17 protein-coding genes and 1 pseudogene are annotated in these 26729 nt (G+C 55.3%); 13 read left to right on the forward strand and 5 right to left on the reverse strand.

Annotated elements, in window-relative coordinates; translation table 11 throughout:
• Nucleotides 1-9 precede the first annotated feature (9 nt).
• The 3 genes from I6N93_RS12480 to I6N93_RS12490 all read right to left on the reverse strand — a co-directional run bounded on the left by I6N93_RS12480 (nt 10) and on the right by I6N93_RS12490 (nt 12905).
• A complete protein-coding gene (locus tag I6N93_RS12480) occupies nt 10-531 on the reverse strand; it encodes a DUF2247 family protein (RefSeq protein ID WP_085687403.1) in 522 nt (173 codons plus the stop codon).
• The gene (locus I6N93_RS12485) at nt 528-11126 is read right to left on the reverse strand and encodes a hemagglutinin repeat-containing protein (protein WP_085687401.1); all 10599 of its coding nucleotides are present in this window, start codon (nt 11124-11126) and stop codon (nt 528-530) included. Before I6N93_RS12485 ends, I6N93_RS12480 begins: the two co-directional genes overlap by 4 nt.
• Before the next feature lie 66 nt (nt 11127-11192).
• Complete coding sequence (locus I6N93_RS12490; RefSeq protein ID WP_085687399.1) at nt 11193-12905, reverse strand: ShlB/FhaC/HecB family hemolysin secretion/activation protein; 1713 nt, start codon at nt 12903-12905, stop codon at nt 11193-11195.
• A gap of 514 nt (nt 12906-13419) precedes the next feature.
• Between I6N93_RS12490 and I6N93_RS12495 the strand changes: the two genes are divergently transcribed.
• The 12 genes and pseudogenes from I6N93_RS12495 to I6N93_RS12550 all read left to right on the forward strand — a co-directional run bounded on the left by I6N93_RS12495 (nt 13420) and on the right by I6N93_RS12550 (nt 24228).
• Entirely contained in the window at nt 13420-14400 is a 981-nt protein-coding gene (locus I6N93_RS12495) for a 6-phosphofructokinase (protein ID WP_085687397.1), read from the forward strand.
• A 9-nt stretch (nt 14401-14409) separates the two neighbouring features.
• Nucleotides 14410-14700: a PTS sugar transporter subunit IIB gene (locus tag I6N93_RS12500; RefSeq protein WP_026738698.1), complete on the forward strand. Its 291-nt coding sequence runs from the start codon at nt 14410-14412 to the stop codon at nt 14698-14700.
• Between the two features lie 14 nt (nt 14701-14714).
• Nucleotides 14715-16052 carry a PTS sugar transporter subunit IIC gene (locus I6N93_RS12505; RefSeq protein WP_085687395.1) on the forward strand — a complete coding sequence of 446 codons (1338 nt, stop codon included), beginning with the start codon at nt 14715-14717 and terminating at the stop codon, nt 16050-16052.
• A gap of 45 nt (nt 16053-16097) precedes the next feature.
• Nucleotides 16098-16376, forward strand: a complete 279-nt coding sequence (locus I6N93_RS12510; protein ID WP_176222542.1) for a hypothetical protein — start codon at nt 16098-16100, stop codon at nt 16374-16376.
• A 6-nt stretch (nt 16377-16382) separates the two neighbouring features.
• The gene (locus I6N93_RS12515; protein WP_085687394.1) at nt 16383-16820 is read left to right on the forward strand and encodes a PTS sugar transporter subunit IIA; all 438 of its coding nucleotides are present in this window, start codon (nt 16383-16385) and stop codon (nt 16818-16820) included.
• Nucleotides 16817-17332 (forward strand): annotated as a pseudogene (locus I6N93_RS12520) (AAA family ATPase); the annotation flags it as partial. The gene I6N93_RS12515 and the pseudogene I6N93_RS12520, both read left to right, overlap by 4 nt.
• A 57-nt stretch (nt 17333-17389) precedes the next feature.
• The gene (locus I6N93_RS12525) at nt 17390-18301 is read left to right on the forward strand and encodes a tagatose-bisphosphate aldolase (protein ID WP_085687417.1); all 912 of its coding nucleotides are present in this window, start codon (nt 17390-17392) and stop codon (nt 18299-18301) included.
• Between the two features lie 85 nt (nt 18302-18386).
• A complete protein-coding gene (locus I6N93_RS12530; RefSeq protein WP_232100163.1) occupies nt 18387-19073 on the forward strand; it encodes an HAD family hydrolase in 687 nt (228 codons plus the stop codon).
• 447 nt (nt 19074-19520) lie between these two features.
• A complete protein-coding gene (locus tag I6N93_RS12535) occupies nt 19521-20843 on the forward strand; it encodes an aldehyde dehydrogenase family protein (protein ID WP_373853641.1) in 1323 nt (440 codons plus the stop codon).
• Nucleotides 20844-20954: 111 nt separating this feature from the next.
• Complete coding sequence (eutR, locus tag I6N93_RS12540; protein WP_085687388.1) at nt 20955-21995, forward strand: HTH-type transcriptional regulator EutR; 1041 nt, start codon at nt 20955-20957, stop codon at nt 21993-21995.
• A gap of 500 nt (nt 21996-22495) precedes the next feature.
• Nucleotides 22496-23281 (forward strand): glucose-1-dehydrogenase, encoded by a 786-nt coding sequence (locus I6N93_RS12545; protein ID WP_085687386.1) that lies wholly within the window; start codon nt 22496-22498, stop codon nt 23279-23281.
• 98 nt (nt 23282-23379) lie between these two features.
• Nucleotides 23380-24228, forward strand: coding sequence for a GRP family sugar transporter (locus I6N93_RS12550; RefSeq protein ID WP_085687384.1), 849 nt, complete (start codon nt 23380-23382; stop codon nt 24226-24228).
• A gap of 106 nt (nt 24229-24334) precedes the next feature.
• On the opposite strand, the gene I6N93_RS17285 is transcribed toward I6N93_RS12550, so the two are convergent.
• The gene (locus I6N93_RS17285; protein WP_232100164.1) at nt 24335-24598 is read right to left on the reverse strand and encodes an MFS transporter; all 264 of its coding nucleotides are present in this window, start codon (nt 24596-24598) and stop codon (nt 24335-24337) included.
• A gap of 36 nt (nt 24599-24634) precedes the next feature.
• Nucleotides 24635-25132 (reverse strand): MFS transporter, encoded by a 498-nt coding sequence (locus I6N93_RS17290; RefSeq protein WP_232100029.1) that lies wholly within the window; start codon nt 25130-25132, stop codon nt 24635-24637.
• 544 nt (nt 25133-25676) lie between these two features.
• On the opposite strand from I6N93_RS17290, the gene I6N93_RS12560 reads away from it, so the two are divergent.
• Entirely contained in the window at nt 25677-26501 is an 825-nt protein-coding gene (locus tag I6N93_RS12560) for an alpha/beta fold hydrolase (protein WP_085687382.1), read from the forward strand.
• Nucleotides 26502-26729: the final 228 nt, after the last annotated feature.

Genomic DNA, 26729 nt, shown 5'->3' on the forward strand with positions numbered 1-26729 from the left:
CGGGATTTTTTAACCTTTTAACACTTCCTGTTTTTCTTTCTCTAGCCATTCTTGATGATGCTTAATAGCTACTTTATATTGTTCATCAGTGTAATATTCTGTAGGTGATAAATTATTTCCAACACCTTGTATTATATTTGGTGTTCCGGCATCCTCTCCCCAAAACAGCCAAAATTCATTCAGTTTCAGAAGACCATATACGCAATCATCAGGCAATTCCTGCATCGTTAGGCATAGCGCAAGATATCTCCATTTTCTGCGCGATAACTTGAGATCTATATTTTTTTCATCACATATAAATCTTAAATAACCCTTCACTTCCTCAGTAATATCAGAACAAAAAGCCACTTCAGATATTGCTGTTAATAAATCGCCTTGAACACCATCGTTTTTTGCAATTTCATTGCATGCAAAATTGCTAATATCAGAAGCGGACAACTTATCTGATGCGATCCCTTCAGCACCAAGCAAAATCATTCCCCAGTCAACCAACTTCATTTGGTTTGCCATTAAAAATACGTTTTCTATCATGGCTTTGATGGTACTCCATTAATTGTGCCGCCAGAAACAAACATTCTGTGGCTAACTCCACCTAATTTGGGATCCAGTATCCACTCAAATCGCCCAGGTACGCCATTCAAACTGCCCTCTAACTGATAGAGAGTTGCGCCGTTACTCAATGGGGTTTTAACAGCAGAACCCGCATAGTTATCTACAATGTCATTAAACCCATGAGACTTAGGAACTGAAGGAAACTCCTGAGTAGCCGTTGGTTTGATTTTATCCGGATAAATAGAGATCTCTTTTCCATCAATATCAGTAACAACTTTATTGGACAGTTGGTCTATTTTGTTTCCACTACCAGTGCCTTTTTCACCGGCCCCCACCCTTGGATTATCTAAAATATCATTCTTAATAATATTTCCACTAACTGATTCCGCTTTCCCTATATCAGTAGCACCCGGCACCTTCTTACCCGGTAATATAATCCCGGCCAGCATCCCGCCCGTGGCTTCCAGCGCTGCCTGATTGCCTTCAGACGCCTGTTTGATGGTATCGGCAACCGCTGACCAGGTTTCGCTCTGCATCAGCGCTTTAACGCTGTCTGCCACCGCCTGATTCTTACCCGATAAATCACTCAGCGCTTTGTCGCAGTAACCATCTCCCGTTGCACAGGAAGCCAGCGCCATCGCTGTGTCTGCAACATAATCTGCGGAGCCTATCGCGGTGTCCCCGGTATCCGCAATGGCATTGATAATACCGTTCGCCATGGAAGAAGTTGTCCCGTTACCCAGCTTATCCCGGATCTGCTCTTTCCAGTATTCGGCGCTCTGCTTAACGGATTCGCGGGCTTTGTCACCCGACAGCGAGTTATTCTCCACCGCATTCTTACCCGCCTGCGCGCCCGTCGCTGCACCCGCTGTGCTGTCGCTGCTCACTCCCCCCGCGATACCAGAGGCCAGCGTCGCCAACGCGCTAATATTATCTTTCTGTTGCGACGTCAGCTCTTTACTGTCCGATGTGCCGTACAATACCAAAGCTATCGCAGGTGCCGCCAACTCGCCTGTCGCCGCGCCTATGGCTCCCGCTGCGCCATTACCGCCGCTAAGCTCTGCTACCACCCCACCCAGTATCGCATGCGCCATCAAGTTGTTCAGCTTCTGCGTTTCCGTCAGCGTGCTGTAATCCGCATTATCCGTCGTGATTTCCTTCACCTTCTCCGCCAAATACGGCGCAGCTCCCTGCGCCAGCGCCGCTTTGATGTCTCCCCCCGCCAAGGCCTGCAACGCACGGACCACCGCATTCACTCCGGTTTTAACACTATTATCCGTTTCAGAATGCGTCGCTTTCGTCGACTCGTACGTATTATAAATATCTAGCGACTGGCTGGCGATGTCGCTCACCAATTGCGCCTGTCGCAGACGCTTCTGCTCTTTTTCCTTGTCGAATATCGGGTCGATGGCGCCTTCATTCGCGTTCTCCGCATCACGATTCAGCTGTGACACGTCCTGAGACTGGTCGGCCTGATGGCGGATTATCAATCCCCATTCGCTCACCGCCGCCTTGGTGGCGCCCTCTGCATGTCCGCTGCTGCTCTCATTGCCTATCGGCAACGCGCTCATGTTGCTCATCAGATTGGCACCTATCGGACCACCGCTGCTGAAGCCCGCGCTTTGATGCTCCGATTTGTAATCGGCCTGATTATGAATGTCGCTCCAGCCCAGCGTCCCCGTATCCAGCAGGTTCTTGTCCTTGTCCGCCGTGCTCGCTATCACTGCGCCATCAAGCTGGGTATGGTTGCCGACCGTAATGTTATAGCCACCTTGACCGGCAAACAGTCCGGTCTGCTCCTTCACAGAGTCGTAATTGCTGTTCACCTTGTCTTTAGACATATTGATGCTGGCGGAGCCCGTCATCGAACCAAAGGTGAAGCTGGCTCCCGCGCTGACACTCTGCTGCTTGGCGTCGTAACTGTTGCTATCCTGCTCACTCGTGAGCGTCAGGTTACGCCCCACGTCGGCGGTGATGGTCTCACCATTGACCTGTGCGCCTTTCAAGGTTGTATCACGTCCGCTGGTAAGATTAATACCGCTGCCCGCATCCAACGTCGTTTCGTTGTGCGTCAGTCCGTTGCCGTTTTCATGACCTTTACTGCTGTTCACGCTGGCGGATACGGTAATGCCGTATCCGCCAGAGCCCACACCGATGCCGACGCCGACACTGCCCCCCTGACTGCTGTTTTTACTGACGGTTTTCTCCGTATTCTGGGCTGACAACAGGTTGATGTCTCTGGCGGCATCCAGTGTCATATCACCAGCCGCCTTCAACTGACTGCCGGCGATGGAGATGTCGCCACTTTCCTCACCGTTCTTGTTGCCTGTCGCTGTAATCGAGAGATGACGACCTGCATTAAGCGTACTGCCCTGCGCCTGACTGCTTTCACTGTGCGTTTCGCTTTTCGACGATTGGCTGCCATAAGACAAGGTCACGCCGATCGTATTGGTAGAGCCCTGTGCTGCTTTAGGATCGTCCGAAGACACGCCTGCCGCGGCGTTTTGCGCATTAGCTGATTCCGTGACCGCACTATCGTGATCCCAGGCCTGAGCCGCCTGAACACCGCTCAATGCCGCTTTCGTGCCTTGCAACGCTCTGAGTCGACTATCACTTTCCTGCCTCGATTTCTGCGCCGTACTCACCGCCGTGTTCAGCGCGCTGCCTACCGTGCCGGATAACGCTAACGTAAAGCCGCTCTGTTTCGATTCAAAGGTCTCATGGCGATTGACTTCGTCGCGGCCAGAGTCAATCTCAACGCTGTCGCCGCTCAGGCTGAGGTCTTTGCCTGCCACCAGATCGGCCCCGCCGATATGCAGTTTATCGCCAGCGGTGATGCTCACATTGCCTTGGCTACTGCCCACCGTGCTGAAACTCTGATTCTGTAGCGTTCCTTTTTCGTCAACCTCGTGACGGGTCGACTGCTTACCGACGGTAAAGCCGATACCGCCACCGCTCATCAGACCGCTCTTGGTCTTTTCTTCCAGCAGATAATGAGACTCGGTTTCCGTGGCGGCAGAGATATCCACGTTGTGGCCCGCCCGCAGTGCAACATCTTGGTCGGCTGCGATCGCCGAGCCGCTGACGGACAGATCATTCCCCGCATTCACGCTGACGCTGTTACCGCTCAGCAGCGAACCTCGTTCCGTCGTGAAGCTATCATCTTGTACCGTGGAGCTGGTGCTCTTGTTCAAAAAGCCTTTTTTCTGCGAATGCTCTTCAAGGCGTTCAGACTCTTGTTCGGTTGCGCTGTTTATCGCCACATCGTTTCTGGCCTGTAGCGCAATCGCGCCCAGTTCGCTGTGCAGCGTACTGCCGGTAACGGCAAGATCGCCTTCACGCGCAATCGCAGTCACGCCGCCCTGCCCGCTAAAGGTGCTGCCCACCACGGCATCGCTGGCGCTATCAATCATGCGCTGACTTTTCGTCCTCCCATCCTGTTTGTCTTCGCTGTCGAAAGCATTCGTTAGCTGATGCGCTTCTTTAATCGTGACGTTATCCGCACTGACGCCGACCCGACCTTCCGTACTGTCGACCTGAGCGCCCTCCGCGAGCAAATCCTTGCCTGCGATCAAGGTGACCCCCTTGGCGCCGCTCATTGCGCTGAGTAGCAGACGATCTTCCTCCCGACTATTGCTCACTGACGACGTGCTGCTGTTGGCCTCAAGGTGGGTGGTGTTGGTGGATTTGTCCGCCAGCAAATTGATATCGCCGCCCGCTTGCACGCCTAGCTGCCCTCCCGCGCTGGCCTGACTGCCGCGCAGCGTAATATCTTGGCCGGCTTTGAGCGACAAATTGCCCCCGGCCTTCAGCTCGCTCCCCAGAGCCTGTTGCCACTCCCCGCTGAGTGTCGCCATACGCTCACCGGCTTCTTCCATACCGTCGCTGGTTCGATTGCCCATCGCACCGGAAATGACTTCCAACCCATCAGACTTGAAGCTGCTTTTCGCCGCGCTGATGTCCAGATTATCGCGAGCGCTCAAGCTAAGGTTATTCGTCGCGTCAAGCTTGGCGCCCTGCAGATGGATGTCGTTGCCGCTGAGGCTGATGTCGCTGGCGCTTAGGGTGGCCTGACGCAAGGCGTCCTGAAGATTCGTACTCATAGTCAGGCTTTCCGCCTGAACGTTAATGCTGTCAGCCTTGATATCGCCACTCAGATGCGAAAATTGCCCCGCATCGATGCTCAGCGCCTTGTCGGCGAACAGATTGCCCGCATTCGCGATGCTGTCCGCAGAGAGATCCAGTTCGCCACCGGCAATCAGCGTGCCATCACCTGTCAGGCGCAGTGTGGACTGAGCGAGGTAAACCTTAGGCACGAGAACGGTTTGCGGACCTGAAGCCGTCTCGACCGTCTCGTCAACCATCCAGACGATATCCTGCTGAAGTGAGGCGATCTGCTCCGGCGTCAACGCCACGCCCGTGACCAGATGAAAGTCCTGCGCCACTTTGATGCCGTTGTTCATCAGATTCTGGTACTGCGCCATGGCATCTTCACCCTGAACGGACTGACGTCCGGTCAGACTCAGCACCTGATCCCGCACCAATCGCTGTTCGTAGAATCCGTCACCCAGACGTTTATGCACCGTCGACGGGTCATACCCTACCTGCGACAGCAGATAATCGCTGCTGACAAACTGCGTGCGGCTGGTAAACCGTTCATCGGTGACCACCAGATAAGGGCTGCCCGTCGCCGGATTCTGGCGGAACAGACCATTGTCCGGAATCGAGGTCGCGACGCTGCCGACATATTGCTTAGCCGTCAGCGCCACTTCGGCTGGCAGCAGCGGTCGGCCTAATCCCGATGGGCTTCCGGCCGTGGCTTTACCGCCCGGGGCTAGCGCCACGTTAGCCTGCTGACCGTCGACGCCCTCAACGCTAAACGCCAGCGGGTTACGCTCCCACTCCGCCCTTTCCGCCTCGGCCGCTTTCAGCGCCGCTTCCACGCTGCTGATCTGAGCCTGATCCACAGTCGTATTAGTCATATTCGCCGCGGTGATGGCGACCTTTCCTTGACCGGAAATGATGCCGTCGATCGTCGTGAGGGCCGTAGTGGCATCGTAGTTTGTGGTGGGATACCAGTGACGCGTATCTCTGTCGTAGTGGTCGGCAATCACTTCGGTGCGATGTTCGTTGACGGAGTATCCCCGGTTATCAACGTTGCCGCCCCCTTCAATCCCCAGATTGCCATTTGCGGTAATCACGCTGGCGTCATTGAGCAAGGAGCCGTTGATACGCAGCGTCATGTCGCCGCCCGCCAGAATTCGGGCGCCGGTCCCTTCCGCAATCAGTCTGTCACGCGTGAGCGAGCCGGTCACCGTACGCTCACGCAGGTTGTTGTAGTCCGTGACGTTCGGCGCGCTGTAAATATCGATGTGCTTTTCCGGGTCCCACTGTTCCAGCCTGCCTCGGTTAAATTCGCGCCAGACGGTATTTTGGTAAGGCGTCGGCACCGCTCTCTGCCAGAACCCCGTGGTTTGATAAAACGTCATGGCATAGCTGCCGTCCGCATTCGGTTGCAGGGCAAGGTAATTGACCCACATGTCCGTTAACGTTCCAGACGTGTTTTTCACACGAACCTGCGCACGCTTGCCGGCTGCATCAATCGCCAGAATCGTGCCGTAAGGATTGCTTTGCGCCGCAGCCTCATCTTGGAACGTCAGCGACTGCGTGACGGGGGCCACGGTGTTCTTATCAGTGTTGACCGTTAAGTCATATGAACGCCAGAAGTAGTTGTAGCGCTGCCATTGGTAATTACTGGACTCCGCATCGCGCTCGATGTTCAGCCCCACGCGCTCGTTGACCAACCGCTGCGCATCGACCGTCACATTGCCGTCCGCCTCAATCGCGCTGGCCCGGTTTTCGATGAGATCGTGACTGCCCAACTTTAAGCTGCCGCCGCTGAAAATCAGGGCGCCGTCACGGTTAGTCAGACGCTCATTACCGCGTAAATGGAGCGACTGGGTGGCCGCCAGCACCGCCCCCGAGCCATAGTTGTCAATGACGCGGCCACGGAGGGTCAGGTTGTCGCCCATCACCGCATTCGGGTTATCCAACGTATCGAAGTCGAGCGTCATCGCGTCGGCTTCAATCCGTCCACGGTTGGTCAATTGCCCGGTGGTGACCTGCATCGACTTACCGACCAATGTGCCTTGGTTGCTGAAGTGAGCGCTGTTTAAGGTCAGGTCGCCGGGAAGCAGCCAGTCCGTCAGGTTCGTCAAGACGCCGGCGACGGACAGCGTCAGTGCGCCGTTGCTGCTCAAGGTGTCGCCCGCGCGATGGGTATAATCCTGCTGTACGCTGAGGGTTAACGCCTGCTGGCTCTGCAGCGTACCGCCCTGATTATTCAAAGTGAGCGCATCAAGAGCCAGCGATGCCCCGCTCTGCATGAATCCGTTGGGGTTCAATACCGACAGCGCAGAAGCCGCGCGCGTCAGACGATTGCTGAGAGCATGAATGCTGAGCGGCCCGTTAGCGATCACTCGTCCCTGAGTGTTGTCTAACTGGGTCAGTCCTGTCAGCGTCATCGCCCCGGCGCTTTGCAGGCGCCCTGCTGTGTTATCCGCTTCACGCGCGGTCACCCCTGTGCGCGTCGTCCCTAAGATCAGTCCGCCATCACGGTTATTCAACGTATCGCTTCGGATATCCAGCGCGCCCTGACTACTGATGGTCCCTTGTCCGCTATTGTTCAACTGTGCGGCGTTGAGGACAAAATCTTGCGTAGAAACCAGCTGTCCCGCCTGATTGTTGACCAGACTCCCGGTCAGCGTCAGCGCATTGCCGCTATGCACTTTACCCTGCTGGTTATTCAGCGTATCGACGTGGTACGTCCCCACGCCCTGGCTAATGAGCGTTCCGCCCGCGTTGTCCAGCAGCGGAGCGTTAAGGGTCAGGCCGCTTTGGCTGCTGATGACCCCGTGCTGGTTGTTAACATGACGGGCGGTCATGCGCTGGTCGCCATTGCTGCGTACCGCTCCCCCCTGATTGCTGAGTTCCCCCGACGTGTTCAGCACCAGCTGTTGCTGGCTGTCTAGCGTGCCGCCCTCGTTTTGAAGGGATTGCGCATTGAGCGTCAGCGTTTCACCGCTTTGCAGCTTGCCTTGCCGATTATCGAGCTGCGTTCCTATATTGAGATTTAGCCGCTTCTGGCTATACAACAAACCGCCCTGCGTATTATCCAGCCTTTGCGCAGTCAGGCTTAAGCCTTCTCCCGCCAGCCACTGCCCGCCCGCATTGTTCACGGCGCCGGTGCTATCGTCCGCCGTGTTGCCTCGCACATTCAGCTGATGCTGCGCGCTGACCTTACCCCCACGGTTATCGATATCGCCCGCCACCCTCAAGGTCATGTCTGCGGCGGACTGCAATGTCCCCTGACGGTTAGACAACGCCGCCGCCGTCAGCTGTGCGCCCTGTTGCGCCTGTATGCTGCCCTGCGTATTGTCAAAGCGGGCGGCGTTGGCGCGCCATTCCCCCTGACTGCCCATCCACCCCTGGTCATTCAGGATGTCTTCTGCCGCCAGCGTTTGCGAAGATTGACTGAAAATGCGGCCGCTGCCGTTATCCAGCGTCTCCGTCAGTTGCATATCCAGACTGCCCAACGCGTTAACCGTTCCCTGCGCGTTGTACAGATTAGCGGCGCGCAGCGCGGCCGGCCCCTGACTGGTCAACTGACCGCCCTGATTATCCCAGTCTGATGACAACTCGAAGACAAGCGCTTGCTGGCCCAGTACCACGCCCTGCCGGCGGTTGCTCAGACGCCCGCCGTTCAGAACCAGATCGCCGCCGCTCTGTAACGAACCGCTGTCATTATTCAGTAAGCTGGTCGGTGCGCCTTGCCAGCTGAGGTCGTCCTGAGCCGTTAATTTACCTGACTGGTTGATGACATCGGCAGCCGTGTTCAGTGATAACGCGCCGCCTGACTGTAGCCGCCCCTGCGTATTGTCGAAGTGGCGGGCCGTCGCGACCACCCGGCCTCCGCCTTGCGCGGTTCCCTCCTGGTTGTTCCAGTCGCTTTCGGTCTGGACTTCCAGAGTCTCGGCGGCTTCGAGCAGTCCGGCAGTATTATCCACGCCGCCCTGAACATGCAGGTTTAGGTTTTGTCCGGCGATTACGTTACCCTGCGCGTTATCGAGCTGTCCGGCCGTTACGTTAAGCCCACCGCCGCTGGCTTCCCCGTCCCGATTGGTCAATAGCCCGTCAGTGTGTAGTACCAGTTTCTCGCCGGAGGACAGTAGCCCCTGAGCATTGTTCAGCGCCTCTGCCGCGTTCACCGCCAGCGAGCGCTGACCGATGACCTTCCCTTTTTCATTCGAGAAATTCGCCGCGCCGAGTTCAACCGTCGTCGCGCTGATCTCACCCGCCTGGTTGTTGACGCCGCCAGCGGCATTCAGCGAGAGGTGGTCGCCGGATAAAAGCTTGCCACTGTCGTTATTCACGTTGTTTGCCGTGGCGCTAATCAGAGTTTCACTTTGCGCGGCGCCGCCCTGGTTGTTCCAGTCGCCTTCGGTCTGAACAGTCAGATCTTGCCCGGCCCCAATAAAGCCCTGCTGGTTATCCAACCCCTGATGCGCGATAAGCTGAAGATCTTGCTGACTAATCACCTGCCCAAGCGCGTTGTTCAAACTTTGGGCCGTGAGCTGTAGCTGCTCCCCGCCAAGCACCCCTGAGCGGTTGTCGAACTGACCCGTTTCAAGGCTTAGCGCTGTGCCCGCCAGGAGAGTGCCGCGGGTGTTATCCACGTCGCCTGCGCTGTTCATTCGCAGCGCCTGCAGGCTTTTAACCGCACCCGCCTGATTTTTCAGCGTGCCGACATTGAGCGCCAGGTCGCCGTTGCTGCCCAGCTCGCCATCGCTGTTATTCAGCAATCCCCCAACCTGCCACTCCCGTGCGTGGTTATCGAGCGACACCAGCCGACCACTCTGGTTATCAAGCGCTCCGGTCAAGAGACTCAGGTTGTTCGCCTCAATACTCCCCTGCGCATTATCAAGCTTGCCGTTCAAGTTAAAGCGGCTTTCTCCGGCATCATCCTGCACCCAAACCGCCTGCTGGTTGAGCAGGTTATTGCCGCCCACGGCCCAGGTTCCCGACTTGACCTGTGCCTGGCGGGCGTCGATATCCCCAGAGGTATCGACTGTGAACTGCTGACTGTCGACTTTGGCTTGCTGCAGCCCGACACCGCCACTCTGGGCGGTGACCGTCGCCTGCCTGGCGGCAAGCTGCGCCTGACTGATATCAACGCGCTTGCCGGACAACGCGACATTTTTCTGACTTAACAGGCTGCCGCTGCTGCGCACCTCTCCCTGACTGGTAAGCGTGAGATCGGCCTCACGTATCAGCGCACTGTTGGCGTCACTGCCTGCCAACAGGTGACCGGTGTTTTCAATTCCCGCCGTGGCGGAGATTTGGACATCGCCTACCGCCGCCAGGGTGCCGGACTGCTTAATCGAGCCCGCCCGGCTCTGAACATTTAACGTGCCGCCGCTGTGTAATTTTCCATCGTGCTCAATATCATTATTGGCCGTCAGAGTGATGGACTCTCCCGCCTGCGTCACGGCCTCTTGCTGGGCAGGCTGCCAGACCAGTCGACCTTCACTGCTGACGGTCAGCGTTTTGCCTGCCTGTAGTTGTCCGCCCTGATTGCGCACCCCGACGCCCGCTTCAGTGCCTATCATATGAATCTGGCCGCTGTACATCCCGCCCATCTGGCCCATATCGATGGCCAGCTCGGGTTTCGCCTCATCCGATGCCGCGGAAGGAACGACGGTTTCACCGTCTGGGCTGACACGGTTGCGGCCTGCGACGACGTTGACTTTCTCTTTGGCCCAGACGCCTGCATTCACCTCAACGGCGCGGGCAAGCACATCGACATACTCCGTATCATGCCGGGAATCGCCATTCAGCCCGCCGCCTTCGATGCGCACGACGCCACGCTCAACCTGATAACCGGCCAGGCTCCCATCCGCATTGAGTTGGGGTTTGCCGGTGGTCAGGGTCATACGCCCCGCGTTGATCGTCCCGCAGCCGTTGCAAACGATCCCCGCCGGGTTCGCCACGATGACCTGAGCGCGTCCGCCCGCGACTTCCATATAGCCGCGAAGCTGGCTGGGATTAGTATTATTGACTTCATTGAGGATGACTTTGGCTGGCGCGCTACCGGCATTCAGGTTGGGGTTGCCCTGGATCATCCCCGCCATCTGGGTGGAGGTCATCGCCGCCGAATTATTCAGAATGGCCCCGTTCTGATCGACATCGAACTGGCTGTACTGGTTGTGGGATATTCCGGCCTGATTCGGCGCGGTGATATTCACCTGAGGAAGACCATTCCGCGTGGCAATGACATCGGGCCGCTGGCCCGCCGCCGCACCGTTATCCGCCACGATGCCCGCCGCGAGCGTCGGACTGGCGAACAACGCCAGCCCCAGCATCCATAACGCACGGCGTACCGTCACCCACAGACGCGCGGCGCCCGGCCCCCGGGTCTGACCCGGTTCGCTGCTGCAACTGCGCGCCAGTTCGGAAACCACGCGTAACTCACCGTGCGTGCGGCTAAAAATAAGACGGTAACAATGTTTGTTCATGACATCCTTCCGTGAAAAAGGGTAATCCCTGGAAAAACAAAATGGCGGCGCTCCCGCTAACGAGCATCAGATTTCAACGTTGATACTGAAACCTGCGGTCGCGCCGGAGGTGTGGAAAGCGTCGGGTTTCACGAGCGGCACGCCCGCGAACAGGTCATAGCTGATCTGCTGCCAAAGAGCCCCGCGGATCCCCACGGCGGAGCCAGCCAGTTGACGCCCCACCAGGTCGCGAGCGCCGGGACCGCCCACGCGCCCATAGTCCAGTGCCAAATAGAGTTCATGTCCCCGAGATCGGATGTTCCAGCCTAATTCGTTACGCCAGACAATCCCCCGCTCGCCGGACAACATCTGCTCGCCATCAAAGCCGCGCACCGTGTAACGCCCAGCGATAGCCAGGCGCTCCTGTGGGGTTAAGGCATTGGCGCTCCACTGCCCGCGCACGCTGGTGTAATAACGCAGAGGTTGATCGACTACGGAGAAAGGCTGATTGATACTCACGTCGCCAAGCAGCAATCCCGTGCGCGCACTGCCGCTATGCGTTGTTTCTTCCGGCGCAGGCGTCGCGCCGAATGCGCCCGTCCCGCGACGCCAGCTGACATTGGCATCGACCGTGGCATCGCCGAAGTAACTGCGCTGATTGACGCCCAGCTCCCAGCCCGCGGTGCGGCGGCGCTGCTGTTCGATCTCAATGCCATTCACGGAGTTGGTGGCGTATTTGCGGTAGGTCCGCAGGTTGAGTGTGGTTTTGTGTGATTGATCACGGAAAAGTAATCTGGAGACGGTCGCCACGACGTTGTCGCTTTTCCCGTCGTAGCTCAGGACTTCATTCGCGTTGGGAATATTTTGATGGTAGGTATAGTCGCTATAGTTCGCCGAAAACGCCCAATAGCCCACCGGGAAGAAGTAATTCAGCGTGTGAGAACGATTGCCGTATGGCCCCTGAGCAAACATATCTCCGCCGAGATTGGCGTAAAACAGATCGTTTTGTGCGAAAGGCGCATCGATGGCCAGGGTGGCGTTTCCCAGGTAACGGCCGGTGCTTTCAGAACCGCTGTCATCAAGCCCAAAACTCAGGCGCACGGGACGTTTTTCTTGCCAATTGACCAGCAAATCGCTGGCGCCCTCCTGCTCTCCTGGAACAATCTGAATATCCGCACTGGCACTGGGGACACGCTTTAGGTTTTCCAGCCCCTGTTCGACATCCCGCAAATTGAGTATATCGCCACGCGATGCCGGGATGGCATTCCACAACCGCCCACGCCACGACGCCGGTTGACCGAAACGAATATCGCCGATACGGCCCGGCTGAAGGGTGAGCGTAAGAATCCCTTGGGTTAAGTCCTGCTCCTGCGCCATCACTCGCGTTGTCACGTAACCTTTGGCAAGAATGGCATTTTGCACTTTGTTGATGGCAACCATGATTCCCTGACTGCCAAGGCACCGGCCGTTGGCATCGGCGGCAGATGCCAGAGCCCACAGGAATTGCTCGGCAGCCTCACCCTGTAACGCGATGTGATGAATGGTAAAACAGGGAGTTTCCTGTGCCGGGTAGCCCGGCAACGCGGCGTCAGGCATTCGCAGGCGGACGTCGGCCTGCGGGGTGTTCTGCTCTCGCAGTGCGCGCTCTCGCTCTTGCTGTCGTAGCTGCTCACGCGCATCGATAGCCGCGGCTCCTTGCATGGGCGCATCAGGGATGTCTGCCGCCGTCACCGAAGAAGCATAGGCAAGCACGATTGCAGCCAACACAGCGGAGGCCGACTTTGAAAAAGAAAAACACATCAGAAAAATCCCTTTAATGAAAAGATTTCGCTCACTAATCGTAACATTGTGTAAATTTCGACGTATTATTCATTCGGTGGTATTAAAAGCAAGCATATTATGTGCGCTCTACAAGCAAATCCTCCCACACTCCGCTATCCCCCTGGAAGCCAAAAAGATCGCCCACATCTCCTCCACCGTCTCTCAAAACCCAAGCTCCCCGACCGCTTTGCGCCAAACTAATGTGAAGAAAATCACAAAAGCAGCATCTGTTTTTAGGGGCGAAACGCCCGTTTCGATCGGGCAAAGGTTCTATAACCAAAACAGATGTAAAACAGATAATTACTAAGAGTAACTAGACGTTCAGAGAGAAAATAACGTGACGCTCATCACAAATTCCAAGGCTTAGAAGGCTTGTCAAGCCTTGCCCTCTGCGGGAAATGTTGCATAAGTGTGACATGCTCCAAAAAAATTAATCCCCTCATCTCTACTATCAATCCCATAGCCACTGAGGAGCTTTCATCCGAGGTCAACCATGAGAATAGGATTGGTACTAAGCGGCGGCGATGTCAGCGGAATGAATAATTTTCTATTTCAGATCAACCTGATGACTGAATCTGAAATGGTTATTTTCGACGGTGGCATTAATGGGCTGATTGAAAATCGCTGCAAAGACATCACGCGCCGCGACCTGGTCGATCTCTCGCTCTCTTCCGTGCCGTTGATCGCGTCAGGGAGGAAAGAGGATAAATGCCGGAAATCCGACTACGAGAAAATCGTCAGGAACATTCGTCATAAAAAACTGGACTGTTTGATCATGGGCGGCGGCGACGGTTCTTTTCAGTTTTTGAAGACATTGAGCGGCTACGGCGTCTGCTGCTACGGCGTGGGCATGACGATCGATAACGACATCGACGGCGACAGTTACACCATCGGATTTTCCACCGCCTGCGAACAGGTTATTAGTGAAGTCGCCAAATTACGGAATACCGGACGCGGCCTGCCGGGACGCATATTCATCATCGAACTGCTCGGCGGCTATTGCGGCGAACTCACATTACAGGCGGCATTAAAAAGTAATGCGGATATTGCGCTTATTCCTGAGTCTCTTTGGGACATTGATATTCTGGCGGAAACGATTAAACAAAAAATCGCCATACAGAACAGCGTCATTATTTTGTGTTCCGAGGGCTATACCAAAGAATATACCCCGGGGTTTCAGGGGGCGATTGATACCATGATTGGAAAAATAGAACACAAGATAGGGATACGAATTCGAAAAACGATTCTGGGATACGGTTTAAGAAATGGCGCGCCGACGGGAGAGGAAATTATTCAAGGCACTATTCTCGCACAAGAGGTCGTCAGATGTATTCACAGCGGCCTGACCAATAAAATTATTGTCATCAACAATAGTAATAAAGCCATACCGATAGATCTTGAAAACATTAAAAAACGATTGGTGGACGAAGAAAGTTATCTCTACAAACTCGCTAAAGTCAATCACCTTATCTGAGGTAATATTATGCTTAATGTACTCTGCGTATGTGGCTGCGGTCTCGGTTCAAGTTTTGCTATTGAAATGAGCGCCAAGTCCGTATTACAAAAACTCGCCATTGATGCAAATATCGATCACACCACGGTATCAGAAGCGTCATCCTACAAATACGACATTATTCTTACCCAAAAAATGTTTGCGGACATTTTAACTTCGGATGCCAGCGAAGAGGATAAGAAAAAAGTCATCATATTAAATAAGCTCACCGACAAAAAAGAAATTGAAGAAAAAATCCTCGCGTATCTGAAATCTATCTAAAAATGAGGTGACCTGTGGACGCTATTATTCATTTTATTGTGACTGATTTTCTAGGCCAGGCTTCGATATTAATTGCGTTAATCGCGATGATCGGTCTTATTCTGCAAAAAAAATCCGTCGGCAAAACCGTGGAGGGGACGTTTAAAACCTTGCTGGGGTTTCTGATCATGATGGCGGGTATCAATATTATTGTGGCCGCCCTGACCTTTCTCAATGATATTTTTACCCAAGGATTCGGTATGCAGGGATATATCACGGATGTGGCGGCCATTGCCGGCGTCGCCAACCGTGAGCTGGGTTCCGAAGTTGCGCTGACGCTGCTGGTGATTTTTGCCGTCAACATCCTCATCGCGCGGATCACTCCGTTCAAATATATCTTCCTCACCGGTCAGGCGTTGCTCTGGATGGCGACCATCGGCACCGTCATCGGCTATAAAGCGGGGCTGACGGGCGCTACGTTGATTCTGACCGGCGGGATCTTCGGCGGCGTCATGGCGGTACTGATGCCGGCCATCGCCCAACCCATCGTCCGCAAGATTACGGACTCGGACGACGTGGCGCTCGGGCATTTCTGCACCATCGGCTACCTCGTTCAGGCCGCGGTGGCGCGAGCGATCGGCAAAAACTCGCGCTCCACCGAAGATCTGGAACTGCCCGATAACTTTAAATTTCTGCAGGACACCTATCTGTCGATGGCCGTCATCATGGTGCCGATGTACATCATTCCCGCCCTCTTTGCCGGGTCGGCGTACATCGCGCAGTTCGCGGGCGAAACCAACTACATCATGTATGCGTTCATGCAGTCCATGCAGTTCGTTGCCGGGGTTTTCGTACTCTACAGCGGCGTCCGCCTGCTGCTGAATGAGCTGGTGCCCGCCTTCCGCGGTATCGCCATGCGGCTGGTGCCCAACGCCAAACCCGCGCTCGACTGCCCGGTGCTGTTCCCGTATGCCCCGAATGCCGTCATCGTCGGCTTCCTGGCCACCACCGTCGGGTCGATTATCGGGATGCTGGTCTTCCCATTGTTCGGACTCGCCATGATCCTGCCGGGCCTGCTGACCAACTTCTTCGCGGGCGGTGCCGCCGGGGTCTTCGGTAACGCGATGGGAGGCAGAAAAGGCGCCATCATCGGCGGCGTGGTTCACGGCCTGTTCATTACCTTTCTACCGGCGATATTGGTGCCGCTGCTCGAAACCTTCGGCTTTAAAGGCGTGACGTTCAGCGATTCAGACGTCATCAGCACCGGCCTGGTGCTCGGCCATGCCTTCCAGCGTGACTGGCCGTTCGTCATCGGCTTTATCGCCTTCGTCATCATGATTGTCTGGCTGGCGAACCGAAAACTGGGCAAATAAGCGGTTAAGTCAGCGGGTTATCCCATCACGATGTGAGGAGGAAATATGTTCGCGAAATTAAAACATCTCTTTCATTCAGAAAAGACGCCGGGGAGACCGGAGAATGAAAATAGCGAAGAGGCAGAAAGTCTGCATGCGGAAATAACACAGCTGGAATCCGGACTACAGAGCACTCCGTCGGATACCGAGATTCAAAAACAGCTGATGGTGAAATATACCCAGGCGGTGAAAATATATTCAGCCTATCAGCCGTATCGACATCGGGTTGATGATATTTTCCTGAGAATGGATGAGTTGAGAAATACGATCCGAAAAAATATATGAGGCGATATGACGATTAAATCATTTCTTGCTCAAAATCCGTATATCCAGGTCAGCATTAGCGTTAACGCCTGGCAGGACATTATCGAGAAAGCGGCAAAGCCCTTAATTGAGGGTGGCTTTGTCACCGCTGAATATCCTAAAGCGGTTATCGATAATACGTTGAAATATGGCGCCTATTATGTTTTTGATGAGGGGATAGCCATTCCACACGCCAGACCGGAATGCGGTGTGATTAAAGACTGTTTCAGTATGGTCACGCTTGCGACGCCCGTGTCTATTAACGGCAGCGAGCCGGTCGATATTATCGTGATGTTTGGCGGCATTAACGGAGACTCGCATATTACGGAAGGCATCGCTTCCATCGTCGGCCTATTGGATCATGAGGACACGTTAAGTCGAATAAGACACGCCACCACCGTTGATGAAATACTTGGATTACTATGAAAACACTGATTTTGGTTAATGGTATACCGGCATCAGGAAAAAGCTACGTGGCTAATCAGGTGGCAGATGCTTTTCATTTTCCGGTTTTAAGTATCGATGAAATTAAAGAACCTTTTATGGTGCAATTCGCCGATATTATTGACAGGCCGTTGAATCGCCAGCTGGGTTATTCCGCTTATGCGGCGATGTTCAATATCGTAAGAAATTCGCCATCTGACACGGTATTTATTTTAGATGCCTGGTTTGGATTCCGGGATAAATCAGTCTTAGCCGAATACCTTGCTTTATGCGGCTGCGAGTCCGTGATTGAAATATGGAATCAGATTTCGCCCGCACGGGTGGCAGAGCGTTATTCGCAGCGCTGTCACCGCCGTGTGAAAGGACACCCCGGCGAAGAATATATCCCCGAATTAATCGCATTAGCGGAAAGGGCGCAGCCCATGGCGTTCGGCCCACTATTCACCGTGGATCAGGATAAGGATATCGAATCAGAGCGTCTTATTTCCTGGGTCGGCGAGCGCCTTAGTCATCCTGAAACCTACTCTTTATCTTCTACGAGGAATCAATCCATGAACAAAATGACAACAGCAGAACGTCGTGGTTATCAAATGATTTGCGATAACACAGGTGCCATGATGGTGGTGGCCTGCGATCAACGCGGCGGTATGAGAACGCTATTAGCCGATACGCCGGAAGAACAGGCGAAAATCAGCAATGAAACGCTGGGAAAAACCAAATACGATATTACTCAATATCTGGCCTCGGAGGCGGGCTGCGTGCTGGTCGATCCGCTCTGCGCCGTGCCCGGCATCATTGATGAAGGCATTGTGCCGCGCAACACCGGCTTGCTCATCGGCCTTGACGCCTCCGGCTGGGATACCTCGCCCGAAGGCTACCGCATTTCGAAAATGGTCGAAGGCATCAACGCCCGCAAAGTGCGCGAGCTGGGGGCGACCGGTGGAAAAATCATGATCTATCTGCGCATGGATACGCCACAAGCCAATACCGCTAATCTGGCGACACTCCGCAACGTTATCGCCGATTTCGCCCGCGAAGATCTGTTTCTGGTCGTCGAGTTCCTCACCTACCCGCTGGAAAATGAAAGCAGGGAAGCGTACCAGCGCAACCTTCCTCATCTGATTCAGGAAGGCTGCCGCGCTTGTATTGACTGTGGCTCCAAGGTGCTGAAGATCCCGTATCCGGGAACAGAAGAAGCCTGCGCCGCCGTCACGGAGATCTGCGGAGACGTACCGTGGGCCGTCTTGTCCGCCGGCGTCGACCACGAAACGTTCCTGCAGCAGGTCGACGTTGCGCTTCGACAGGGCGCATCTGGCGTCATCGCGGGCCGTTCACTGTGGAAAGACTGTATCTCTCTTGACCGCAGCGTCACTCGCGAAAAATTGACCACCATCGCCGTGCCCCGTTTGCGGGACATTCAGCGGCTGCTGGTGAAATATCGGCCACAGCGCATTAGCGCCTGATCGCCGTTTTCAGGCCTAGGCCGACGCCGATGACGGCGTTCGGCCGCTTTTGGGAGAGGAAGGAATGAAAGAGGGCGTGTCATTGATGATTTTCGACTGTGACGGCGTACTCGTCGACTCAGAAATCATCGGTATCGAACTGACGGTGTCCCTGCTGAATCAACAGGGAGTGAATATCGGGCTTGATGAGTTCACGCATCGCTACAGCGGGCTTGCCTGGGATGAACTGATCGATCAGATCCGCGCTGATAAGGGGGCTACGATCCCTCCCCACCTTCGTCAGGCGTTTTACCCGTTGCTGATGAACGCCTTCGCCGACAGGTTGGTCAGTATCGCCGGCGTACAGGAGACCGTGTCCCAGATTCCCCTTCCCCGCTGTATCTGCTCCAATTCGAGTTCGGAACAGCTGGATTTTATGCTGACGAAGGTGGGCCTGAAGCCTCTTTTCACGCCGCACATCTTCTCAGCAATGGATCTGGGGCCGGACCGCGGCAAACCCTGTCCCGATATTTTTCTGCATGCGGCTCAGGTTATGAATACCTCACCTGAAAATACGCTCGTTATCGAAGATTCCGTTCATGGCGTAACGGCGGCGAAACGCGCGGGGATGTTGGTGGTCGGCTTTACCGGCGGCGCGCATACCACGCCTTGTCATCGAACGCGGCTGTTCGACGCTGGGGCCGATCGGGTGATCGACGCCATGCCGCAACTCATTGACGAGATACGCCGTCTCGGGCATCGCTCAACGCCGAGCCACGGCCGCCATCGATGATAAAACCGCTCTTCTCCCAGGCGCGCGCTCTGGACCAATAAGGCCCACTCCCCACAACTGATGCCTCCACCTGTCTCTTCTTGTTTCTCCGCATCCCATACGATGAGTTCTAACGAAAACATTAATTTATGACGCGCATCAAACTTAAGGGAAGTTTGCCGATTTTTGATAGTGGCATTCACTGAACCGTCGCAACATGCCTATAGCCCGCGGGCGATAGCAGCGCCGAAACAGGGACAGATTCATGCGATTAATCTGTCCGCCGTGCGACAGGTAAAACGATGACCGCACGGGTGAGGGTGGTCGGCACACCCGCTGGAAAAGCGATACCGCGTTTCAACAGCCATCGATGCGCGGATGGGGTCTAAACCTATCCTGGAGGATTCACGTATGGAACAGTCAATATTCGAGCCCGATGCCCCGGCATGTCCGGCGTCTAAATTCGACATGCAATACGGTGTTTTTGCCTCATTGGATGAGGCGGTGGATGCGGCGACACATGCGCAGAAACGGCTGGATAATATGGCCTTGCGGCACAGAGTCATTGAGGCGATCCGTCAGACCGGCGAACGCTATGCGCAGGTGCTGGCGGAAATGGCCGTAGCCGAAACCGGCATGGGACGCGTCACGGACAAATACGCCAAAAATGTTTCCCAGGCGCGCAGCACGCCGGGCACGGAAAGTCTGGCGGCACAGGCGATCACCGGCGACAACGGGATGACGCTGATCGAAAACGCGCCCTGGGGCGTGGTGGCCTCGGTCACGCCTTCGACGAACCCTGCCGCCACCGTCATCAATAACGCCATCAGTATGATCGCTGCGGGCAACAGCATCGTATTCGCGCCGCATCCTTCGGCGAAGAACGTCTCCCTGCACGCCATCAGCCTGCTGAACAGGGCCATTGTCGCCGCTGGCGGCCCTGAGAATCTGCTGGTCACCGTCGAAGATCCTAACATTGAAACCGCTCAGCGCCTGTTTTGCCATCCGGGCATTAGTCTGCTGGTCGTGACCGGCGGCGAAGCGGTGGTGGAGGCCGCGCGCAAATATACGGACAAACGCCTGATTGCCGCCGGCGCAGGCAACCCGCCCGTCGTGGTGGATGAAACCGCAGACATCGCCCGTGCCGCCCGCGATATCGTGCGCGGCGCCTCCTTCGACAACAACATCATCTGCGTCGATGAGAAAGTGGCTATCGTGGTTGACAGCGTGGCCGACGCGTTACTGGCCGACATGCAGCGGCATCAGGCGGTGTTGCTGACGAGCGAGCAGGTCGAACAGCTGTTGCCTCTGCTGCTGACCGATATCGACGAAAACGGGAAAGGCCGCCCCAGTCGCGACTGGGTGGGGCGTGATGCGGCGAAGATCGCCGCGGCCATCGGTCTGGACGTCGGCGACAACACGCGGTTACTGCTGGCGGAAACGCCTCCGGATCACCCCTTCGCCGTGACGGAGATGATGATGCCGGTGCTGCCCGTCGTGCGCGTGGCCGACGTAAACGAAGCCATCGAACTGGCGGTGCAGTTGGAGGGAGGATGTCGCCATACGGCGGCGATGCATTCGACCGACATCACCCACCTGCACAAAATGGCCAGCCGCATCAACACCAGCATCTTCGTTAAGAACGGCCCCTGCATCGCCGGGCTGGGATTCGGCGGCGAGGGCTGTACGTCCATGACCATTTCCACGCCGACCGGAGAAGGGGTGACGTCGGCGCGCACTTTTGTACGTATCCGCCGTTGTGTGATGGTGGATATGTTCCGCATCGTCTAGTTTTCGTATGCTAAACGTCCCTGCCGTTTGCACCCACCGGCAGGGACGACGCTTACCCATCGGATCATTGCGCCCTGTGCGGCGCAGAGGTTTTACCGGAGGAAACGACAGATGAAAACAGGTCATCACCTTCATCCGCATCAGCTTGACACCCAGCCGACACCTCCTGAAGCCGTCCAGGCGTTACTGAGTCCAACTCGTCCTATGCACCAGAGTTACACCCAGGACGTTTACGCCCAGTCCCGCACCATCACCGCCTGGCAACAGCTATACGATCAGGTCTCGCCCGGTCATTTTCGCGGCGAGCTACAGGAACTGCTGTTGGACGGCATGCAACTCTGTCACGAATACACTAACCTTGCCCTGCGGCAGTCCTGCATGGCCTGGGCAGGATCGCTGTGGTTCGGTATTCCCTCGACCCAGGAGAACATGGGGTTTATCAACGCACAGCCGCTGGACAAGTACGGCATTGCCGTCAGCCCCGGCGGGAAAGAGTTTGAGCTTTCGACGCCGGACGACTTTTCCATTCTGGGCGTCGTGATATCGCATGAGGTGCTCCATCAATACATCGGCACGCTCAGCGATCCGCAGTGGCTGACCGAACGGCTGACTCGCGGCACCACGCTGCAAATGGATCTCAGCAACAAGGAACAGCTCTGCGATTACATCCGCCACGCGCTGTGGTACAGCTGCCATTTCCCGCAGGTGATGAAAAAAGGCAATACGCAGAAGCTGTTGAACCATAACCTTCTTACGATGCTGATGTCGTTTTTGGAAAACGTTCAGCCGCCCACGGAACCGGCGCAAAATCATCATCACCGCAAGCTGATCGCCTTTGCGCGGGAGTATGTATTGAGCCAAACCTCGGAGCCGGTCACCGTGCTGGACCTGTGCAACCGGCTGCACGTCAGCCGCCGCACCCTGCAAAATGCCTTTCAGAACGTGTTGGGCATCGCCCCCAACGCCTGGCTTAAAATCATCCGGCTCAACGCGGTGCGGCGCGAGTTGGTTGACCCAGGCACCCCGCATCGCACGGTGCAAGATGCCGCGATGCAGTGGGGATTCTGGCATTTGAGCCAGTTCGCCATCGACTATCAGAAATTGTTCAACGAGAAACCTTCGCAGACCCTGCGGCGGCACTCTCCGCATTGACGCATCGACGATCCGGCCTCTGCGCCCCATCGGCCCTGAGGACGCATCGCATCGGGGCGTTTTCCCACTCAATACGCCGTCCATAACCGCGTCATCCCCGTGATGCCCGCCAAATATCCCCCACGCCGTTGATGGCCTAAGCCCAGAATGTCCCGCGAGATTCACAGCATAATTCAGCGTATTTCGCAGCTTTTCCGAGGTCAAAAAGAGAAAAGGACGACATGGACTATACTGTAGCGGCACGAATGATGACGCGTCTTCATCGGTAGCGCTAAGCCGGCATCAGGCCATTTTGGGGGCGGATATTGAGCCGCCGCAAAGAGGGTACGCACGGCGTTTTCCCAGGGGCATGAGCGGGATCGATCAGGTTCGACGGTGGCTCTGCGATTGTCTTTGGCACCCGGTGTTCACCGCGCCCTCCCAACACAATCTGCATAAAAGGCGGGCTCAAAGCGGCTTGAAAAAACGCGACAGACACTATCACTGTGAGGAAGGTTATTATGTTCAATGATTTACAGGGTAAGGTGGCGATCGTCACTGGCGCCTCGAAAGGCATTGGCGCGGCGATTGCCAAGCGATTCGGAGCGGAGAAAGTCAACGTGGTGGTGTGTTACCGCTCGGACGATGACGGGGCCAATGAAGTGGCCGAGTCGATTGAGCAGAGCGGGGGAAAGGCAGTGCTCTTCAAAGGCGACATTAGCCTGGAAGAACATACGCAAAAAGTGCTCCAAACGGCCATCGACACCTTCGGACGTCTCGATATTCTGGTGAATAACGCCGGCATCGAGAAACAGATGCCTTCCCATGAGGCGACGCTGGACGACTGGAATCAGGTCATTTCCGTCAACCTGACCAGCTATTTTCTGACCGCCAAAATCGCCATCCAGTATTTCCTGAAAAATAACATTCAGGGCGCCATCATTAATATGTCTTCCGTGCACGAACAGATCCCGTGGCCGACCTTCGCCAGCTACGCGGCCAGCAAAGGGGGCGTGAAACTGCTGACGCAGACGCTGGCGCTGGAATATGCGGACAAAGGCATTCGCATCAACGGTATCGGGCCGGGCGCCATCAATACCCCCATCAACAAAGAAAAAATGAACGACCCTGAGAAGCGGGCGGCGCTGGAAAAAATGATCCCGATGAAGCGCGCGGGCGAACCCGAAGAGATCGCCAGCGTCACGGCCTGGCTCGCCTCTGAGCAGGCCTCTTACGTCACCGGCATTACGCTGTTCGCCGACGGCGGTATGACGCTCTACCCTTCCTTCCAGGGCGGACAGGGATAAATTTTATCCGCCCCAGACAACTCCGCCTCCCTTTCTCTTCGCGCCGTCGGCCGAAGGGAGGGGAGAGGTCGTTAATCCCCCTAAAGAGAGAAATAGGCATGAACATACTAATCGCGCTGATCCCGGCACTATTCTGGGGGATCCTCCCGCTCTTGGTGTCCTCTATCGGCGGCTCGCCCAATAACCAGATTATCGGCACCACGCTGGGCGCCTTCGTCGTCGCTCTCATCATCGCGATATTTGTGCCAGCGAATCTGGTATGGCCGGTTATCGTGGGCGGAGCCGGTTCGGGGATGTGCTGGGCCTTCGGTCAATATCTGCAGTACGTCTCCTTCACGAAAATCGACGTGTCGAAAGCCATGCCCGTGTCCACCGGGCTGCAGCTGATCGGGACTTCCCTGTTCAGCGTCTGCTTTTTCGGCGAGTGGAAAGACACCAAAATGCTGGGTTTTTTCGCTATCTTTCTGGTGATAGTCGGTGTGTATCTGACCACCTACACCTCAAAGAAAAACGCCTCGCAAGATCAGCATCTGCTCACCGGGGTGGGAATTCTGATCGTCTCGATGTTCGGCTACATCGGCTATTCCGCCCTGCCCCGGCTCTTTAATCTCAGCGGGTGGGACGCCTTCCTGCCGCAAACGGCGGGCATGGTGATAATGTCGATCCTGCTCTCCATCAAACAGCTCGGCAGTGCGCTTAAAGAGAAGAAAACCTATTTGAGTATGCTGCCCGGCTTAATCTTTGCCATTGCCGCGCTGGGTTATTTGATCTCCGCGCAGCGCAACGGCGTGGCGACCGGGTTTACGCTGTCTCAGATGAGCGTGATTATCTCCACGCTGGGTGGGATCTTTATCCTCAAGGAACATAAAACCCGCACGGAGCTGATCCTCACCCTTATCGGTTTGGGGCTGGTGTTGAGCGGCGGGATTATCATCAGTCAGATTTGACGCCGGCCGTCGCGCCTGCGACCGCCTTACTTGTAAGCGAGCAGGCTAAACGGTCACCGGAAAAATGAAACCGAAAAAGAGGGGCGATGCCCCTCAGATGCGCGTGCTACGGTTCCTGTCTGACGCCTTGTTCATGATGGCTAACAGGATAAAAACGCCCTTCCTTCAGAGCGGTTTCGATCTCTTCCAGACTGCGCCCTTTCGTTTCGGGCATCATCCAGTAGATAAAGATGAACCCCAGCAGATTCAGCAACGCGTAAAACCAGATGGCGCCGCCAATGCCCAGCGGGTAGACCTCCGACCCCACCAGCCAGCCGATGACCTGAATTCCTCCCGAGTTGAAAACCATAAAGGCGAACAGGCGGGCCACAATCAACCAGCCGTCCTAACTCCGTTGGCGTTCAATCTAAACATCACAGCAGCGCCGGGCTGATGATCGCGCCGGGGTCATATACAGCGTCAGAGTGCGGCGGCCGATACGGTCGACCAACAGCTTACCCATCATGGTCAGCGCCAGATAAATGGCCGCCACGCCCAGCGCGAAGATCGCGGCGACGATCATGACCGTGTAGCGCCGTCCCAGCATGCTGGACAGCTTACCGCAGGACAGAACCCAGACCACGGCGCCCACCAGTATGGCGCTGGTGACCAGTTCCTGAGCATGAGACGAGAGGGAAACGTCATGGGTGATTTGCAGCAGAGCGCCGGAAATAATCCCGGTATCATAGCCATATAAGAATCCCGCGATGGCGGCTATGGCGGTTGCTGTCAATAAAAAGGCATCGGCGCTCAATAAGCTGTTATTTTCACTATCGGACGTGTCGGATAACTTTTCATTGTCAGCCGGTAATACCTTCGGGAGGTTATTACTGTATTTGTCGCTGTCGTCGCGCACATCAGACATAATTTCCTCTTATTCCAATTGGGTGTTAAACGTAGCATAGATATTCTTCGAAAGGTGTTTATCGCTTAAATATGGGGACACACCGCCAAGTGATAACATTATTATTCGTGAGCGCAGCATTTATATGCCGTAGCACAACATCCGGAGCTGTCACCCCTGAATAAAAACACAACTTACCCATTATTATTTGGCGTCAGCGCGATATAGCATAAGCACTAAAATAGGAACGACATCCCTATGACCAGAGGAAAAATTCAATATATCATTAGGTATATCACAAAGAAAAAGCCTGTTTTTTACCCCCCCAAAATAGCGTTCGTAAAAAATAAACCACGCGGGAAATAAAGAAAATCATGCTGATATCAAGGCAATAAATATGGCCAGAAGAGGCGATGAATAAACTGTTCCCGCCGCGCCCTGGCCTGTCAAATTAGGAGATCCTGCTAAGCTGAAAAGTATCGTCTGCGTCGATCCAAACCGGCACCGAACGGGCCTGGAATACGCATTCGTCTTCCTATTTCGCAACGAATCAGAGGTGTTACGCATGAGCACGTTTAGAACGAAAGACGGTACTCAGCTGTATTACAAGGATTGGGGGAAAGGTAAACCGCTGCTGTTCAGCCACGGCTGGCCGCTGGATGCCGATATGTGGGACAGTCAGCTGCATTTCTTCGCCGAACACGGCTTCCGGGCCGTTGCCTTTGACCGCCGCGGTTTCGGGCGTTCCGACCAGCCGTGGAACGGCTATCACTACGATACCCTGGCCGACGATATTCACGAATTAATCGAACATCTGCAGTTGGACGAGATGACGTTGATCGGCTTTTCGATGGGCGGCGGCGACGTTTCCCGCTACCTTCACCGGCATGGTTCTCAACGCGTCAGCGCGCTGGTTTTGCTCAGCGCGGTCACGCCGAAGCTGATGAAGTCCGCCGGCTATCCGAATGGGGTGGAACAGCAGGTTATCGACGGCATCCGCGAAGGGATCATGCATGATCGCGCGCAGTTTATCAGCGATTTCTCGACGCCGTTTTACGGTCTCAACAAAGGGATGCGCGTCTCCGACGCCGTGCTGACACAAACGCTGAATATCGCACTGCTGGCCTCGCTGAAGAGCACGCACGACTGCGTCACGGCGTTCTCTGAAACGGACTTCCGCCCGGATATGCACAGCATCAACGTTCCCACGCTGGTCATCCACGGCGACGCCGACCAGGTCGTGCCGTTCGAATCTACAGGCAAGGTGGCCGCAGAGATGATCAAAAACGCTCAATTAAAGGTGTATGAAGGTGCGCCACACGCCATCACCCAGACGCATCGGGACCGGTTGAATCAAGATCTGCTGGCGTTTATGCGGTCGGTCGACTAATTGCCCGCTCATCTGAGCCTCCATCTGCGAGGCTCATTTTCCCTAAATAGGGTGTGGCTTAATATCATAAACTCGCTATCTAAAAACGCTTATTATTCATTTTTTATCATTAAGAATAAATACGCTAAATTTTACACCCGCTAACCATTCCCTCCATCCAATAAAAATATATTTCCCTGGTGATGACAAAGAGGATGCAACTAATAGTTCCTCTATAAGAGTATTTAA

Origin of the sequence: Lonsdalea populi, from assembly GCF_015999465.1 — a bacterium.
In the GTDB taxonomy this organism is placed as follows: Bacteria; Pseudomonadota; Gammaproteobacteria; order Enterobacterales; family Enterobacteriaceae; genus Lonsdalea; species Lonsdalea populi.